This is a genomic window from Alistipes sp. ZOR0009 (assembly GCF_000798815.1).
In the GTDB taxonomy this organism is placed as follows: Bacteria; Bacteroidota; Bacteroidia; order Bacteroidales; family ZOR0009; genus Acetobacteroides.
Map to the genome: position 1 here is coordinate 32,558 of NZ_JTLD01000034.1, position 17,997 is coordinate 50,554.

The 17,997-nt window shown below is 42.9% G+C and carries 16 protein-coding genes, 1 other RNA gene and 1 riboswitch; of the genes, 2 read left to right on the forward strand and 15 right to left on the reverse strand.

Going from position 1 to position 17,997, the window contains the following annotated elements; all coding sequences use genetic code 11:
* Positions 1-280 precede the first annotated feature (280 nt).
* The 8 genes from L990_RS11065 to L990_RS11100 form a co-directional block, all read right to left on the reverse strand.
* Positions 281-1,003 (reverse strand): hypothetical protein, encoded by a 723-nt coding sequence (locus L990_RS11065; protein WP_047448986.1) that lies wholly within the window; start codon positions 1,001-1,003, stop codon positions 281-283.
* Between the two features lie 216 nt (positions 1,004-1,219).
* Positions 1,220-1,801: a hypothetical protein gene (locus L990_RS11070; protein WP_047448988.1), complete on the reverse strand. Its 582-nt coding sequence runs from the start codon at positions 1,799-1,801 to the stop codon at positions 1,220-1,222.
* Between the two features lie 258 nt (positions 1,802-2,059).
* A complete protein-coding gene (locus L990_RS11075) occupies positions 2,060-4,309 on the reverse strand; it encodes a glycogen debranching protein (protein WP_156121508.1) in 2,250 nt (749 codons plus the stop codon).
* Between the two features lie 200 nt (positions 4,310-4,509).
* Entirely contained in the window at positions 4,510-4,944 is a 435-nt protein-coding gene (locus L990_RS11080; protein WP_052180927.1) for a YybH family protein, read from the reverse strand.
* Between the two features lie 90 nt (positions 4,945-5,034).
* Complete coding sequence (locus L990_RS11085; RefSeq protein WP_047448992.1) at positions 5,035-5,781, reverse strand: nitroreductase family protein; 747 nt, start codon at positions 5,779-5,781, stop codon at positions 5,035-5,037.
* A 17-nt stretch (positions 5,782-5,798) separates the two neighbouring features.
* Positions 5,799-6,941 carry a glycosyltransferase gene (locus L990_RS11090; protein ID WP_047448996.1) on the reverse strand — a complete coding sequence of 381 codons (1,143 nt, stop codon included), beginning with the start codon at positions 6,939-6,941 and terminating at the stop codon, positions 5,799-5,801.
* A gap of 60 nt (positions 6,942-7,001) precedes the next feature.
* A complete protein-coding gene (gene miaA / locus L990_RS11095; protein WP_047448999.1) occupies positions 7,002-7,910 on the reverse strand; it encodes a tRNA (adenosine(37)-N6)-dimethylallyltransferase MiaA in 909 nt (302 codons plus the stop codon).
* Between the two features lie 5 nt (positions 7,911-7,915).
* Positions 7,916-8,434, reverse strand: a complete 519-nt coding sequence (locus L990_RS11100; protein ID WP_047449003.1) for an IS1096 element passenger TnpR family protein — start codon at positions 8,432-8,434, stop codon at positions 7,916-7,918.
* A gap of 135 nt (positions 8,435-8,569) precedes the next feature.
* On the opposite strand from L990_RS11100, the gene L990_RS11105 reads away from it, so the two are divergent.
* Positions 8,570-9,820 (forward strand): ABC transporter permease, encoded by a 1,251-nt coding sequence (locus tag L990_RS11105; RefSeq protein ID WP_047449006.1) that lies wholly within the window; start codon positions 8,570-8,572, stop codon positions 9,818-9,820.
* 56 nt (positions 9,821-9,876) lie between these two features.
* Here L990_RS11105 and gap read toward each other — a convergent pair whose 3' ends face one another.
* The 3 genes from gap to L990_RS11120 all read right to left on the reverse strand — a co-directional run bounded on the left by gap (position 9,877) and on the right by L990_RS11120 (position 13,028).
* Positions 9,877-10,881 carry a type I glyceraldehyde-3-phosphate dehydrogenase gene (gene gap, locus L990_RS11110; protein ID WP_047449009.1) on the reverse strand — a complete coding sequence of 335 codons (1,005 nt, stop codon included), beginning with the start codon at positions 10,879-10,881 and terminating at the stop codon, positions 9,877-9,879.
* A 627-nt stretch (positions 10,882-11,508) separates the two neighbouring features.
* A complete protein-coding gene (locus L990_RS11115; RefSeq protein WP_047449013.1) occupies positions 11,509-12,465 on the reverse strand; it encodes a glycosyltransferase family 2 protein in 957 nt (318 codons plus the stop codon).
* 26 nt (positions 12,466-12,491) lie between these two features.
* Positions 12,492-13,028, reverse strand: a complete 537-nt coding sequence (locus tag L990_RS11120) for a DUF4199 domain-containing protein (protein WP_047449016.1) — start codon at positions 13,026-13,028, stop codon at positions 12,492-12,494.
* Positions 13,029-13,131: 103 nt separating this feature from the next.
* On the opposite strand from L990_RS11120, the gene ffs reads away from it, so the two are divergent.
* An RNA gene (gene ffs / locus L990_RS19700) (signal recognition particle sRNA small type) lies at positions 13,132-13,231 on the forward strand.
* A gap of 94 nt (positions 13,232-13,325) precedes the next feature.
* Here the strand turns inward: ffs and L990_RS11125 are convergent.
* From L990_RS11125 to L990_RS19245, 4 genes are all read right to left on the reverse strand, one after another.
* Complete coding sequence (locus L990_RS11125; RefSeq protein WP_047449018.1) at positions 13,326-15,563, reverse strand: TonB-dependent receptor; 2,238 nt, start codon at positions 15,561-15,563, stop codon at positions 13,326-13,328.
* Between the two features lie 137 nt (positions 15,564-15,700).
* A complete protein-coding gene (locus tag L990_RS11130) occupies positions 15,701-16,039 on the reverse strand; it encodes a hypothetical protein (RefSeq protein WP_047449020.1) in 339 nt (112 codons plus the stop codon).
* 79 nt (positions 16,040-16,118) lie between these two features.
* Positions 16,119-16,868: an adenosylcobinamide-GDP ribazoletransferase gene (locus L990_RS11135; RefSeq protein WP_047449022.1), complete on the reverse strand. Its 750-nt coding sequence runs from the start codon at positions 16,866-16,868 to the stop codon at positions 16,119-16,121.
* Between the two features lie 53 nt (positions 16,869-16,921).
* Positions 16,922-17,368 carry a S4 domain-containing protein gene (locus L990_RS19245; protein WP_052180928.1) on the reverse strand — a complete coding sequence of 149 codons (447 nt, stop codon included), beginning with the start codon at positions 17,366-17,368 and terminating at the stop codon, positions 16,922-16,924.
* Positions 17,369-17,787: 419 nt separating this feature from the next.
* Positions 17,788-17,982: riboswitch (cobalamin riboswitch) on the forward strand.
* Positions 17,983-17,997 lie beyond the last annotated feature (15 nt).

Sequence of the window (17,997 nt, forward strand, 5' to 3'; positions counted from 1 at the left end):
TACGGTGGTTAATGTTTTTACAGCATTGGTTACCGTTTTCAAGGCGCCAGTAATGGTAACCGGCTACAAAAAAATGGTAACCGCCAGCTATAAATCCATTACGATAGGAATAAAAGTAGTAACTGTCACCATTTTAAGGGTAACTAGGCACGAAAATATAACCTGTAGGCATTAATAAATGGTAACCAGCACCATATAAATAGAATGCGGAGGGCACAAAAAAAGAATCCTCGGTTCAGGTGCTAACTACCTGCCGAGGATTCTTCAGAATACCAAACCTTTAATTATCTGATGACTTCCCCTTGGATTTTGCCACCTTATTTTTCATATAGATGCTAACATACCCCACCTTACGCTCTTCGTTTCTCCAAAAAACGTACTGTCCACAGCGACGAACCTCGTCTACCACCTGCTTTAGGTAGGTATAAGCCTTATTCCTAATATCAATATTGGCATTGGTTCCCCTACGCGAACCGTTTAGGCGTGCCAACACCCCAGCCATCTCAGCCGAAAGCGTACCTGCCTCATCAAAAAGCGCCATATCAACACCAATTGCAATAAGAGGAACTGAATAGGTTTTACCCAACGCACTCAAATCGCTTAAATCCTGTATCATATCAACATGACCTGTACCTTCGGCAATAGCCTGCACCTTTACAAGCACCTCGGGGATGTTGCGGAAGGCATACATACAATCATGAACTAGATCATCTCGTAATCCATAAGCATAGGGCGAGCGTTCCTTCCATTCCGTCTTAGCCTCATCGCTACTTTGCAACAATTCCGACTGAACGTACCGTAAAGCACCAGCTCTTTGAGGAATACAGGTTACAAATTCCCAGCTTAAACCCGCCTTAAGTAAGGCTTGCTTATCCTTTTGGCACCAGAGGTAAAGATCTTCGGCCTCCTGAATAAAGTAACGAACAGGGATGTTTGGAATGGCAGCATCTTCAATGCTCATTATCGCTGCTGCACAATCTTCATAGTCTTTTTTATTGTCCATAGACAACTATTTTTTGATGTTAATAAAAAACTACAGCACATCGAGGCGGCTTAAGAAGTAGCAACCTCACCCTTCTCCGTGTATAAATTTACAAAATTTTTAATTTCCAAATAAATTTTGATATTTTTTTCTTCCTAAAAAAAATAAAGGTGCGCTGCAATCGCTGCAGCCCACCCTCCCCTTAATTAATTGTCTACTGACAGTGTAGACACTTTCTTACATCTTCTTAACCGAAAAGTTGTCGTACCTAACGCAAAGCCTATCGGCCAACTCGGTCGATATGGCTGGATTAACCTTCAATAGAAGGTTTTTATCTATCTTCGAAAGAACTGGCTGTTCTTTTCTTAGCTTCCTAATTATATCCTTATCGATGCTCATGAGCTCCTCCATAACCCCAACTACCGCCTTTTGCTTGGCATCAGTTATAATCCACTCCACCAATCCGTTTTCGTGCGAGTACTCTAGCGAGTAGTAGGCGGCTAAGCCTTCCTCCAAAACGGTTCTTTCCGATGGTGCGGTGGGGTTAAGCAGATGGATCATCCCGTGGCTAATCTGAAAAATAGCCCTGTTGAAGTCCATTATACAACCCGAGGTTATCTGCATTATTACATGCTTTGACTCCTCGCATACTACCAGAAAGGGGGTGCTACTGGGACTAATCTCTACCCCTAGTAGGGTGTAGGACATATCTCTTGGTCCAAACTTCCGCTCAACATTTTTTAATATTTCCCCCGCCTTGGCCACTATTGATGAGCTATGGCCGTTTAATTTCGTTTTTGCTATAAAGATCGAACTCATGATTAAAATATTTCCATATTCGCACAGCACAAATTTAAGGTTTGTTTACGGTTTATTTTAGGTGAAAAACCGAAACTTTCGAAAACAGGAATAAATACCTGCTACGACCATCCATAAACAGGAAACCGCTGCAGACCAACATATGGCAGCGGCACTCCCCCTTTCGCGGTACGTAAAAAAATGCAGACAGCACCATCCAATGGGTGGTGCTGCCAAAAAAAAGGTACTATAAAGAATGTAAAAAGTCGAAACCTGCTGCTACAGCTTTACGGCCTTAAAGCTGTCAACCATTAGCATGTTTACCTGGCCGTTCATATTCTCGTTATGCTTCTCGAGCGATAGCCGTATGGTGTTTACACCCTTCTTTAAGGTCACCCCCAGCTGGTTCGATGGCCTCCAGTCGCTCCATGCATCCTGCTCTACAATAGGGAATACCATTGTGCCCTGCCTTTTTCCGTTAACCGATAGGGTTCGAAGCGCAGCGCTGTTGCCGCAGCACATTCTGTCGGTGCCATTCGAGTAGCGGATCGAAACAAGGTACTGGCCATCGGCCTCTACATTTACAGGGAACGATATAGCTGGGTTCACCTTCTTCGACGATTCTACAAAGCCGCTACCATCGTAGCTGGTGTAGGGTAATTCCGACTTTCGGTTGAAATTTTCGACCTCAACAACGTAGGTTTTATCGGCGGGGAACACCTGTATTGGATTACTTAGGAAAGATTGCATGCCGTTTTTATCAACCGCCATTACCTGGTACTCCGAGTAGGCATCTATCGGCTTTATTTCGAAGCTGCTTTGCTTTGTTGTGCCTACTTTTGCTCCATTACGGTATACCACAAACTCGCGGGCGGCATCGTTAGCCTCCCACTGTAGCATGCTTCCCTGCAGCTGCAGCTTAGGAGTTGCTGGGGCGTATGCTACCGGCTGTAGGTTCACCTTCGACGATCCAAAAGGCTTGTTCTTCATCACAATTTCTACATTCTGTACACCTGCAACGTTACCGTCTAGCATCGGATTTTGCGCTACCCCGTTAACCTTAAACGAGGCCACCTCGTCGCCAAAACCGCTAATGGTAATATTTACGGTAGCCTTGCGGTACTTAAAGTTGGTAAGCGTGTAGCTGCCTGCGTACGCCTGTGGTATGGATGGGGAGAATACGATACCCTTAGGCTCGAAGTTCATCCCAAATATTATCTTGTAGGTCATGCCAATGTTGGCGCCAACGCTCCACAGCTGGCGGTCGGAGTTGATGGCGGTTCCATGGCAATTGCCCGTGGAGGCTACAAAGTTCTCCTTGTTGGTAAGATACATCGATGCGGCACGGTAGATGGAGGCCATGCCGTACTCCAGCGCCTTTTCGTTCTTCACTTTGGCCGCTGCGAGGTTCCAAAAAGCCTGTACAAATGGCCAAACGCTGTTGTTGTGGTAGGGCCCAACCTCTGGAATCTGCGGATATATGCAGGTGATGCCATATTCGGTAATAGGGGTGCTCTCCACCACGGTGCGGGCTCGATGGCTATCGGCAACATCGTAAATTACGGCTAATGCCTCGCCCAAAGCCTCGGCACGTGGCGATAGCGATAGGTAATGCTTTCCGTAAAGATACTGCGCGTAGTATCCCTTATCGTTCATCCATAGCTTTTGGTTGATGCGGACCTTCACCTTCTCGGCGAGCCTTGCGTACTTGCTGCTTTTTACGCCCATAGCGCCCTCTATCATCCCCAAAATGTTGTAGGTTTGGTAGTGCACCACCGCGGTTCCCAAATTTTCGGAACGGTAGATATCTACGGGCATCATCCACTGCGGGTAGGTTTGCTCGCGCCAGTCTAGGAACGATGATTCGCCAGTTGGAAGGCTATTGGGATAGTATATCGTCTTTAAATCGGCCTCTACGCTGTTTTTTACTATTGGGTAGATGGTTTTTAGCCAGCTTTCGTCGCCGGTGTACTTGTAAATTTCCCAAGCGGCCAGCACCCAGGTCATTCTATCCGACGAAATGGGCCACGAGCCTCCCGATCCGGTATCTTGGATTATATGCCCATCCTTTGTTTTGCGCATTAAGCCCTTTTTGGCCACATCCGGATCGGCAATGGCAATGCCTAAAATGGTTGCGTAGCTCAAATCTCTGGTCCAAACGCCTCCCCAGCTCTTTCCGGTATCAAAATAGCCATCGCTGGTACGGAGTAAATCCAGCTCGTTAAGCGTCATATTGTAGAGGGCATCAACCATCGGAACCGATGACCGCAAAATAGGATACGCCTTGTTCTTTAATACGATGCTGCGCTTGTAGGCCTCAACGGTGCTGCTATATAACGGCTCGTCGTTGCCCTTAAAGGTGGAAAAGAGGGTGTCGCCTTTAATAAAGGCCCGCTCATTTTTCCATGTTACCAAATCGGGGAATATCGAAAAGTTGGTAGATGTAAAAATTGCCTTCTGCGAAGGTTGTCCCGAAGCCGCCAACCCCGCTAACACCAGGGCGGCAGCTGCTATTTTTTTCTTTTTCATTAGGCAAATAGGTATTTTATTGATATCGCTTGCCGCATAAATGCTCCATATGGCAGCAAGCTCGTCCAAACATTGCTTTATCTACAAATTTAGCACATCGGTTGCGGTTACTATCCCAACCAAAACGGCTATATCTTTTTCCTGTGACGAATGAGGCCAAAAGCACTACATACGCCCGTCTACTTTATGCATAAAGGAGGCTAATCCCAAACAAAGCGCCACTCCCCATTGGGTTGCCTGCGCCACACGGTATGAAATACCCCCTCCGACTCTATCCTCTTACCTGTAGAGTCGGTTGCACTAAATTTGTACTTGCCATAGGTGTAGCCCAATGTCCCATCGTTGGATGCATCGGCAAAATCGGGCTTCCAAAATAGGGTAACGTTGATAGCCGTGCTCTTCTTCATGTATCCGATCATGGCATCGCGCCCAACGAGCAGCACATCGTTGCGGTTTAACACCGCATCTGGAGCCGCAAAATGGGCAAATGCGGCCCTTACTCCGCTATCTAGCGCCATTTTCTGAAATGCAGCTTCGGCTGCCACTATCTCCGATATCGCCTTCTTTCTCACATCTTGCCCAAAACCAGCAACCGTTAGGCAAAAAAGCATTACTAGCAGAAATAATCTCCTCATACCGATAGTTTTGTTGACCTAAATTTAGGGAAAGTTGCCAATGCTGTCAATAAAAAAAAAGAGCGCCGTAGCGCTCTTTTTCAAATATTCTTACATTTCGTTATTCATGAATCCTTGCCTCTTTAAAACCTCTAACAGCAGGTTCGATATGGCTACAAAATCCTTTTTGGTGTATCGGTTTTCGGTAAATACCTGCGCTAAAGTCTCCTTACCATTCTCTTCGAGCAGCTTTTTTGTCAAAGGCTGGCTATCGCGCTCCTCGTAAATCCTATCGATATCGGCAGGGGTGAAATCTTTATAGGTTTCCCAATGTACTACCGCATCTAAAGGCAGACGATCTGTTAATCCAGGCGCGTCGGCTGCATATCCCAAGGCAATGGTAGTTACAGGAACAACACCTTGTGGTAATTTTAGCAAATCGATAATCTTATCGGCAGTATAGGTGGTTGTTCCAAGGTAACAGATGCCTAAACCAAGATGCTCGGCCTCTAAAGCAACATTCTGCGAAGCCAAAAGAGCGTCAATGGCCCCCACAACAAACGAATGGAAGTTGTCGTACCCAGGAGTGGCCTTCCGCTGCTCGCACCATTTGCTGAAACGGTTAAAGTCGGCACAAAAAGTCATCAAAACTGGCGCCTTAGTAGCAGGCTGGTTAAAGTGACATCCATTAAGAGCCGTACGAACCTCGCTATCGGTGGTAACAACAATGCTATAAACCTGCATATTTCCAGTCGTAGAGGCTCGAACACCCGCTTCTAGAATACGGTTTAGCGTTTCCTTCTCCACTTTTCTATCCGAAAAGTTTCTTATCGAACGGTGATTAAATATAGCGTCCATTATCTTATATCTTTTAGTTACGAAAGGTCATAAACTCTAAGTATCTCGTCGGCCATCTTGCTCCACGAGTATTTTCCCTTCTCCTGCTCCGCGTTGGCCATCATCGCAGCCTCGCGGTTGTTGTCGTAAAAGTCGACAATGGCATCGGCTATTGCAGGAATGCAAGGTTCCACCACATAACCCACCTTGCCATCAGGAATTATCTCCGAGAGCCCTCCAACATTGGTAACCAGCATTGGCTTATTAAAATGGTAGCCTATTTGGGTAACTCCACTTTGGGTGGCATGCTTATAGGGCTGCACCACCATATCAACGGCACAAAAATAACGGGCAACCTCGGGGTCTGGAATAAACTGGGGATAAAACTGAATCCTATCTCCCAACCCTAATCGTTCTATTTGGTCGTAGTAAGGCTTTGCGTCAGCATAAAATTCGCCTGCTACCAGCAATTTCACCTTCTTGTTTCGAATTCGAGTGTCGGCAAACGCTTCAAGCAGCCAATCTAACCCCTTATAATCCCTAATTAATCCAAAGAAAAGCAGGTAGCTCGTATCCTTATCAAGGTTGAGCAGCGTTTTTGCCTCCTCCTTAGGTATTGAAGCACCAAAGTTGTCGAACAAAGGATGGTGGCAAAACCCAACAGGATGGTTGTAGGTAAACGTCTTCAAATCTTCGCCTACGCTCTTCGACATTACCACAAAACCATTGGTAGAGTGCACCCAAAACTCCGACAGGAATCGATCGCCAATGCGTTTTTCGTGAGGAATTACGTTGTCGGCCACACAAATTACCTTTGTATGCCCATTTCCACGCGCAATGCGGGCAATGGTTCCAAAGCAGGGAGCCATAAACGGCAGCCAGTAGCGAATCAGCAGCACATCGGGACGACGCTGACGTATCTTTCTCCCCACGTTTATCCATGTTATGGGATTAATGGAGTTAACAGCAACCTCCACATCGAGCTCTTCGGGCTTAGGTTCTGTTGTATACTGCGTTTTTCCAGGAAAAAGGAACGAAGGATACTGAAGGCTAAACGTATATATCTTAACGCTGTGCCCCATTCGCATAAACTCCTGCGCAAGGCGGTCGTTATTAGCAGCAATCCCACCTCGAAAGGGATGGGCAGGTCCTACAATAACAATATCTAGTGGTTTCGACATAAGTTCGAAGATTTTTGGCTAAAGTCCTAAAAATTATTGGAAAAATGAAACGAAACAAGGCTAAGCATTTTCCTTCTGCATCACATGGGCTACAATTCCATCAAAATTATCTGGCGAAAACCAGGCAATATCATCATAACGGTTAAACCAAGTAATCTGACGTTTGGCATATCTACGAGAGTTGCGCTTAATTAGCTCAACAGCCTCCTCCAAAGTTATTTTGCCATCAAAGTAATCGAATAGTTCCCTGTATCCCACCGTCTGCAACGCGTTTAAATGACGGTTTGGATAGAGCTTTTTAGCCTCATCGAGCAGCCCTTGCTCCATCATCAGGTCAACTCTCAAATTAATACGCGCATAAAGTTCTTCACGATCGCGCTGTAAGCCCACTTTTATAATCTTAAAGTTGCGCGTTTTCTCAAAATTTTTCCTTAAAGACGAATACGGAATCCCCGAAATGATGCACACCTCTAATGCTCTGATAACCCGTTGCGGATTATTTATGTCTACAGTATTATAGGACTCTTCATCGAGCCTTTTAAGCCAATCTGAAAGAGAAGTGAGCCCCTCATTTTTTAGACGAAGCTTAAGCATCTCCCTTGTTTCGGGATTAGTTGCAGGAATGGCGTCTATTCCCAAACAAACAGCATCGATATAAAGACCGGAACCTCCTGTAAGTACAACAAAATGGCGCTTTTCGAAGAGCTTATCAATGGTATTAATTGCATCGACCTCATACATACCTGCTGTATAAGGTTCAAATATAGACCTAGATTCTATAAAATAGTGAGGAACAGCAGCCAGCTGTTGCTTATCGGGCACCGCTGTTCCTATGTTCATTTCACGATATATCTGCCTAGAGTCTGAAGAGACAATAGGGGCTTCAAGTGCCTTCGCGATGGAGATACTTAAGTCTGTTTTCCCTACGGCTGTTGGACCAACTAGTACAACTAGAGTACCTTTACTCATTTGTACTAGTATTCGTCGTCATAACGGGTATCATACTCCTCGTACGACTCAAAATCGTTGAAATCATCCATCACGTCATCATAAACAGACCCGCTGCTTTTTGGAATCTCAATCTGAAAAGGAGCGTCTCCAATAGAAAAGGTAACCGCTGGGGATTCCATCCCCTCCTCTGCATTTTTACGATCAAGAACTTCCATAAAAAGCCCCCTGTCGTTGAATATATCGAAGACGTAGAGCAATCTCTGATTCTTCTCCTCTATAATAGAGTTAAGGGTAACAGCATCCATCGCAACAGGAGCCTCGTGATTGCTGTCGTTTTCATCGCCCATATCAAATAGCGTAAACTCACGCAACTTATTCCAATCGTGGTCTACCGTAAAAAACGAAGCCATTTGAGCAGGGTCGTAGTTCAAATCCTCCCGAATAAGTTGATGAAGGTCGAAAAGGGTACTTTCGCTTGAAATCTCATAGTCGCGAGCGAAATCTTCAACCTCCCCCGACAAAGCCCTGAATTTAAATATCATAAAACTTCTATTATACATTTTTCAATGACAAAATTATAAAATAATGCAGGAAGAAAACCACACCTATAGAGCTTTGTTTTATTAATCATTTTCGTACATTTATAAAGATATACTAACTGCATTAACTATACGCTTATGCTTGCAGGTGCTTTTTTCAAAGAAAACATTAGAATTTCTTGGTTATCAATAAAGTCCAACCCTCTAAGAACGATACTAACCATCCTCATTATTGCTATTGGAATAATGGCTTTGGTTGGAATATCAACGGCTATCAGCTCTATTAAAGGCTCAATTAGCAACACCTTTTCGATGATGGGAGCGAACTCGTTTACCATTCAAAGCAGGGATTTTCAAATCAGAATGGGAGGTAACACCCGTGGAAGGATCAGAAACAACCCTATAATATCCTACAACGATGCGCTGAAGTTTAAGGATCTCTTCAAGATTCCTGCAACAACAAGCATATATATGCGATTAGGTGGTGCCAAAATTGTCAAAGGGAACGGAACGGAAACAAATCCTAACAACTCCATTGTTGCAGCAGACGAGAACTTTGTCCGGAACTCTGGGTATGAAATAGAAAAAGGCCGAGATATTGTGAAGTCGGAAATAGAAAATCTCAACCACGTAGCAATAATAGGTTTGGACATTGCAAAAAAACTGTACCCACAAAAAAAAGACCCTACAGGAGAATTTATCGTCACGGAAGGAGGCAAATATAGAATTATCGGGATACTAAAGTCCAAAGGTGGTATGATGGGTGGTGGAACCGACCGCATGGTTATTCTACCTGTTTCTATAGGCAAAACGCTTCGCGATAAGAGCAAAACGACCTTCTCCATACTAGTAACTCCAACCAATCCGATGCACTCCAAAGAAGCACCTACTGAAGCAGAAGGAGTTTTCAGAACCATTAGAAAATTAAAAGCAACGGATGCATCCGATTTTGAGATTATAAAAAGCGACGCTATCGTAAAAGTTATGATAGACAATCTTTCGATTGTAAGCTACGTTGCAACAGCCATCGGCTTTATAACACTTTTGGGTGCTGCCGTTGGGCTAATGAATATTATGCTAGTTGCTGTAGCCGAAAAAACGCAAGAAGTTGGGATTAGAAAGGCAATAGGAGCCAAATCTCGTAATATAAAGCAGCAGTTTCTTTTCGAATCAATTATGATTTGCCAGTTAGGAGGTGCTTTAGGCATCATACTGGGAATTTTAGGTGGGCTTCTTATTTCTATGGGGATAAATACACCATTTATAATTCCATGGTCATGGATAGGTGTAGCGGTGCTACTTAGCTTCTTGGTGGGAATTGCATCTGGCTACTTCCCTGCAGTAAAGGCAGCACGTCTCGATCCGATTGAATCTTTAAGGTACGAATAACCGATTAAAATAAAAAAGGCCGACAAATGTCGGCCTTAAACGTATAATAGCGTAGACTATTTTACAGTGTTCATGTGAGCAATAAGGTCTAACACCTTGTTAGAGTAACCCCACTCGTTGTCATACCAAGATACAAGCTTAACAAAATTTGGGTTAAGCATGATACCTGCTTCTGCATCAAAAATAGAAGTACGAGGATCTGAAATGAAATCGCTAGAAACAACAGCATCTTCAGTATATCCTAGGATACCCTTCAATTCGTTTTCAGAAGCAGCCTTAATGGCAGCCTTAATTTCGTCATAAGTAGCAGCCTTCTCGATACGGCAAGTTAGGTCAACTACAGAAACATCAAGAGTAGGAACGCGGAAAGACATACCAGTAAGCTTACCCTTAAGTTCAGGGATAACTACAGTAGCAGCCTTAGCAGCTCCAGTTGAAGATGGAATGATATTGCCAGCAGCAGCACGTCCACCTCTCCAATCCTTAGCAGATGGAGCATCAACAGTCTTTTGAGTGTTGGTAGTAGCGTGAACTGTAGTCATAAGACCTTCTACAAGACCGAACTTGTCGTTAATAACCTTAACTAGAGGAGCTAAACAGTTAGTAGTACAAGATGCGTTCGAAACGAATTGCTCTCCTTTGTAGTTCTTGTGGTTAACCCCCATTACAAACATTGGAGTATCATCTTTAGATGGAGCAGACATAACTACACGCTTTGCACCACCTGCAATGTGAGACTCGCAAGCTTCCTTAGTTAGGAAAAGACCTGTAGACTCAACAACATACTCAGCACCTACTGCACCCCAGTTGATGTCTGCTGGATTCTTGCATGCTGTTACACGAATAGCGTTACCGTTAACGATAAGCTGTCCATCTTTCACCTCTACTGTGCCATCAAAACGACCGTGAACTGAATCGTACTTTAGCATGTAGGCCATGTATTCAACATCGATAAGGTCGTTGATTGCAACAACTTCCATATCACTACGCTTTTGTGCGGCACGGAAAGCCAAGCGTCCGATTCTTCCGAATCCGTTGATACCAACTTTAATTTTAGCCATAGCTTAATTGTTATAAAAGAAATAAATTGCTGTTTTCGATACACAAAAATAGAAAAATTGAGGGATACATCAATTTTCCGATTGCTGCGCAATTTTAGCAAAAAAAAGAGACATTAGCAAATGTAATTCGCTAACAACCAAACTTTTGATTTACATAAAATAGCACAAAAAACGTTATAAAACAACGATTAGACGACCGTCTATGTTTTGTTTAAATTACGTTAAGCCTAAATTTTACTTATTAGTATGCTTCTGTGGGTAGGCAGGACAATCTTTTGTTGTTGTACAAGACGAGATAATCCCTACAAGTAAAGTCAACACCAGCATCAACAAGACTAATTTTCTCATTACAATCGTTTTATAAAAGTTTATCAAAAAACAATAATCCCAGATAATCAAATTCCCAAGTATCCCTCTAATTCTCCAACAGCTTACTATTTAACCACTGCAGCCGATGCATACGCGGGGCATGGAACTGCTTCACGGCAAGAAGTTGTAAGCACAATAATCGACAACAAAATAAAAACCAACGAAATACAACTCTTTCTCATCCTAAACTTAATTTAAATAATAACGGCTCAAAACCATCGGCAAACTATGAAAAAAAAGGCATTCTAGGAATGCCTTTTATATTTTTTTATCGACTAGATAGTGATTCCGCTCTGTTGAACTTCTCGCAACAAGCTCTCCAAGAAAACCTGTTAAGAACAGCTGAGCTCCTATTATCACCAATGTTAGAGATATATAGAAAAGGGGCTGATCGGTCACCTCGCGCACTTTTAGGTGGTTTGTCAGCAGGTATAATTTCTCTGCAATCATGTAAATGGAGAGAATTCCACCTACTAAAAACGATAAAATGCCAATTGTTCCAAAAAAGTGCATTGGTTTCTTACCAAACTTTGAAACAAATACCACAGATAGTAAATCTAGAAATCCGTGAATAAATCGCTCCCATCCAAACTTGGTTACGCCATACTTGCGAGCTTGGTGTTCCACGACCTTCTCTCCTATTTTCCTAAAGCCAGCCTGCTTTGCCAGCACAGGAATATAGCGATGCATTTCTCCGTAAACCTCCACGCTTTTAATAACCTTTCGTCGGTAGGCCTTTAGCCCACAGTTAAAGTCATTGAGTTTAATCCCGCTTACAAAACGAGCTGTAGCGTTGAAAAACTTGCTAGGAAGACGCTTGCCAATCGGATCGTACCGCTTTTGCTTCCATCCAGAAACGAGGTCGTATTTATCCTCCATGATCATCCTGTATAGCTCAGGAATTTCATTGGGACTATCCTGCAAGTCGGCATCCATTGTAACAACCACCTCCCCTTGAGCAGCATCAAATCCAGAATACAAAGCGGCTGATTTACCGTAATTTCGAAGAAAACTAATTCCCCTTATGAACGTCTTTTTAGAAGCAAGTTCCTCAACAACCTCCCACGATCGATCGGTACTTCCGTCATCAACTAGAACAACTTCAAAAGAGAAACGATTCTCAACCATCACCTTTTCAATCCAATCAACCAACTCCGGAAGCGACTCTTCCTCATTGTAAAGCGGCACTACAACCGATATATCTAAATTACTCATCTAACAGAATTTTCCGTTTTGACCGGCTATTCAAAAACTGGTCTGTTTCTTTTGGCAAATATTGCAGTAATTAAACTAATAACCAAACTAATTATCATGCTCCAAACCAGCCCAACAATGATAACTATTGCAGGAGATTGAAACTTCTTTCCAAATGCAATCGCCGCCTCTATCTGGGCATCAGACATTCCCTTCTCAGCCATTGCCTCTCGTTGCACATCCATCATCTTACTCATAAAATCGGGTTCTATTACATTTTGTAAGATCATTATGAATACTAGAGATATAGCTGCACTAATCATCATCGAAATCCAGCCAAATTTAAAGGCTTGCCCATAGGAAAGATAGTTCTCGCACTCTTCCTTTCTGTATTTTACCGTGAAATAGTATACTAATACGAAAGAAACTAGCAAAGAGACCCAATTCTCCCAGTTATTTTGTTTGTAGATATCACCTGTAAGGTAGGTGACAACAGTAAAAAGAATGGAAACTACACCTAAGATCAATCCAGTGTTAAGCATATGCTTAAATGGAGACATTTTCTTTTCCACAGCATCTTCCATACAAATAGTCTATTAATGGTTAATAAAACCCAAAGATAAAACATTAAGTAATTGTGCAGCGAATAAATTTTGGAACTTATAAAATTATTGTACTTTTGTGCCCGGGTAAGTCTTACACGACCAGCTCCTGCTGAACTCCCCCAGGACCGGAAGGTAGCAAGGGTAGGTGGTTGTAGCGGTGCGATGTAAGTAGCTTACCCTTTTTTGCGTCTATACCTCAAATAAAAAAGGGAAACAGATAGTAATCAAAAATAAAAGAGCTGCTTAATAAAGCAGCTCTTTTATTTTATTTCCTCTCTAAAAACGATAAGTTAATTCCACAAAGACCATTCGTGGCTTTGCCTTTTGCGCATAAAGGTTTTGAAACTTCTCGACTTCATACTCATACATATACGTATTGTAACGCTCATTCGTTAGATTCTTTCCTCTCAATGTCAAGTTCAGATTTTTATACGTATAGCCCACGGTTGCATTTATATTAAACCAAGGTCTCTGAAACGAAGGCGCATTAGCAAACTTCGAAAAGGCGTTAGCATCATTCCAATAATGCTTTCCAACCCTTTCATAATCGACTCCAAGCACGATTGTCGAATTTCCCCTATCATCAAGATTAATACGGTACGAGCCACCCAAACTTAACGTAGAGCGCGGAACAAATGGCAAGTAGTTTCCATCATATACCGTAGCGTCATTCATTCTATAATCCAAAAATTTGGCAACGGTATAGCCGTATGCACCGTAAAGTTGAACATTTGTAAAAGGAATTGCATTAACCTCTAGCTCAGCCCCCTTGGTAAACGAGTGCCCCGCATTGGTAATCATCAAACCTTCTCCGCTAGGGAGGAATACGTTGATTTGTTGATCGCGCCAATCTGTATAAAACACAGAAACATTCGCCATTAGTCGGCTATCCAACCACTTAGTTTTAACACCCATCTCTACATTTTCGGCAAATTCAGGATTATAGGCAATGGTTTTAGGATTACTCTTATCGTACGACGTATTAAATCCACCACTTTTGTATCCCAAGCCCCATGAGGCATAAACATTTTGGCCTAAAAGATCATAAGACACAGTTGCCTTAGGCAAGAACACCAGCTTATCTTTCGAATAGTCCTTGGTGGTCACCATTGGATTAGGAACATTTGCAGGAAGAGGCACTTTTATAACCCCTGAAGGTGTAGTAATTACAATCGGATTAGGGAGCTTAACGGCATTGTAGTAGTCAAACTTTTTATTCTCATAATCCAGCCTTCCACCCAGCGACACATTCAAGCCTTTGATAAAAACATCTGAAAATTGCGACTGATGAAAGAATGCAATCCCATTTGATTTTTCGCCAGTTTGCGTGTTTACTGCTGCATTGGGAATATTCTTTGTTTTAGAGGGATCTTTTACGCCCATATACCTAGAGACATCATTCCCATTCTTTATATCAAACCCTTTATCCATCTTCTGACTAAAGAAAAAGGCTCCAGTTTGGCTCGACCATTTCCCAATCTTTGGCGTAAGGAAGACAAGCTCGTCGGTTATCAAGTTTTGATACTGTAAGAAGTCGTTGGTATACAAATCTTCGGCGGTGTAGTCATTATCCAGATGCTGATGATCTTGAAAATACTGGTAAGAGGTTACATTTCGCAATTCAAAGTCACCAAATTTCTTACTTAAAACAGCTGCACCATTCACCATATTCCGCGTATAGTACGATTCCTCATTAAAATTCACATCCTTAAACGCCCCTGTTGATGCATCATAAACGTTAAAAGGGTTACCTCCGTCATTATTTAATCCAAAACCACCTATAACCTTTACGGTGAATGTCTCATTGGGCTTGTAGCTAACGCTAAATTTTGTGTTCAGATTCTCAAGGTTATCAACCTTCTTCCCATTAAACGAGTTCGTAAAAAAACCATCCCTTTTAGCATACGAAACTCCTGCAGCAACACCTACTTTGCCATAGGTATTAGAATGTGACGCGAGAAATCGCATAAAATTGTAGTCGCCATAAGACGCAACAAGCCTATTTCTCATTGTAGAGCTTGGCTCTTTCGAATAAACAGAAACGGTTCCTCCCATAGAGTTCCGACCAAAGAGTGTTCCCTGTGGACCTCTAAAGATTTCAATACTTTTCACATCAAAAAGGTCAAAATCGAAAGTTGATTTGTCGAAGTATGGAACGTTATCAACATAAAAGGCAACGCTAGGGGTGTTAAACTTAGACCCAATACCCCTTATATAAATCGGAGAATTTACTTTATTCCCATAATCGGGCATGTAGAAGTTTGGAATGCGGGCAGTAACATCTTTTATGCCAACAATCCCCTCTCGCTCTATTTTAGAAGGCGTAAATGCCGATACAGACAACGGAACAATGTGCAAATCCTCGGCTCTACGATGGGAGTAAACAATTACAGGCTCCAGCCTCTTGGTTATTTCAACACTATCCGAAGGGGTAACCTTACCACGATCCTTCCCAAATGCATCTCCCCCCCAAAAAGCTACTGCGCTTAGCAGTAGCAACATCATTTTTTTCATCCGAATATTACGATTTAACGGATTACAGCCGCAAGATTGCCTCTAAAGGGTGCAATGCGGCATTGTTTATATCTTAATTAACTGTACAAAACTAGGTCGACAAAGGTTTTAGCCCTCGCGACTCCTTAAAATACAAGCTAACAGAAGGGAGGTGCCCGTAAGCTGGGCATAGAAATGGCTAACAAGCCTACATATACCTCATTCAATCGAGGATACTCAACTCGTACCTTATTTATGTAGGTAGCAACGCTATCTTCCGTAGAACACGCTGCCAGATGGTCGCCAAAAAAGTATACGGAATGGCTATCCATAGAAGAGCCTACGGTAGCCGCGCTATAAACAACCGAAATATGAGATTCTGGCTGTACTGATAATTCAGATAATGGCTTGGCACAGAAATTTAGCACAAATACCTGCACCAAGATGCCGATAAATGGAAGCAAAAAGCTATGTGCAAAAATTCCTGTAGCAAACATACCTTAATTTCAGCTGATGTATGTAGCGTTAAAGATAGTAAGAATTAGCAATCGATGGCACTTATAACCATTAAAAGGGCTAAATGTTCGGAATGGCAGAAATACCCAGATAGAAGGAGACCAAACAAAACTGCTGAGTGGCCATACACTCCTCGAAGTTAATACCTCCTCGTATTCTCTTAAAGAAGAATCCCAAAACAATACGCGCAGCTATTACGGGGATAATCGCAACCCAAAGTTTTGGTCTTAAGATCAGCAAAAATGGCAGCAGACCTATCGTCAAAGCCACCAGCCAACCGTCAATCCCCAGCTTATGAAAAACAGGAGCCGTGTTGTAGCCTTCTTTAGGCCTAAAATATCGGTTGGTATCAACAAGCGTTATTGCAGAAAGCCTAGCCAACGAATCGCCAACCAGTATAACCCAAGGAACAAGCGCAGGACTCATCTCCTGAAGAATGGCAAACTGTAAAATCAGGTTTAGCGCAACGGCTAAAATCCCCTGTATGCCGATAGACTTATCAGAACGGTTGCGATTATAAAAGCGCTGGCCATGTCGTCCTCCTAAGTTATCGAAAAAGTAGGCTATCCCCCCTTCCTGCAATCCGCCCGTCAAAAAAACGGAGAATGTTAGCGTTATTGCTACCGTAACAGGCTGCGTAAACAGGTAGTCTATAAGGTAAAAGGCAAGAGCTGTCAACCCGCCTACCACCCATCCTGTTATGGGATAGTAGGGAGCCGTTTGTCCGTAGTCGCTATGCGAAATGGTAGCCCATCGAGCGATAGGAATACGAGTAAAAAGCGATATTGCGGCTGCTATTCGTCGGAACATTTCGCAAGACAGTTACTTCTTAACCCCAGCTGTTTGTTATTTATACGTATCCGTTACTTTTTACGTCTCGAGAACCACAGCTTAGCCGCACCACTCTTAGGTTGCTCCCCTTTAGTGGCAGTTTTCGCTGCGGGCTTAGCCTTAGAGGCTTGTGGTTTCTCCTTTTTGGGCGCCTTATCGGCTGATAGTGGCTCCTTACGAGCCTTTTTTTCCTCCTGCTTTTCGGGCTGTGGCTTTGCCTTTCCCAAATTGCGGGTAATTCGCTTCGAGGCAAACTCAGGTTTTGGTTTTACGTAAACGGTTTTCTCAATAAAACGAAGCGGCTCCCCGTCTATCTTAATGAAATCCGTCTTAAACGCTCTATCCCCAGGTTTTGCAGTATGACTGTTTACGGTAACCCTCTCCTGCTCTATAAGCAAATCGGCCTCACGACGAGAGCAAAAGCCAGCCTCGCTAATCAGCTTATTTAAACGAACTGCATCCTTTTTACTTTGGCGCATAACTTTATATTACAAATGTGATTGAGCACATTACGCCACGAAGGTAATGAATTATTGTTATAATTTCAGCCTAACCTCTGCAGCATCGCCCACAGGCTGCCCTATAACCCCACCAAAAGGTCCCATAAGCAGGACTAAATTGTCCGTTTTCCCTTTACAACCGCAATAAAACCGCTATACATTATTTAATACTATTGCGGCTTACACAAAAAACAAAGATGCAAGGCTCTCGGCTTTCGCCTCAAACCCTGCATCTGTTTCTGAATAATGCCTTACAAATATAAACGCTTATATATCATATCAAAGAGCAAATCAAAAAAAGTATGAAAAAGATCTTTTTTTTTGTCCATTTCGTCTGTTAAAGCGGACTATCCTTCTAAAAAAACAGCTTAACAGAATATCCCTTTTATAATAATATTTATATTTGCGCCAGTTTTGGTCTCCGCCTCAAACGGAGTGAAAAGGGAATCGGGTGTAAATCCCGAGCAGTTACCGCTGCTGTAAGTTCTATCCAAACCTTTTGCAACCATCCAGGCCACTGTCATTTCTTGATGATGGGAAGGCGAGCAAAAGGGGAACAAGCCAGAAGACCTGCCAGAATGCAAACATTTATAGCTTTCGGATAAAAG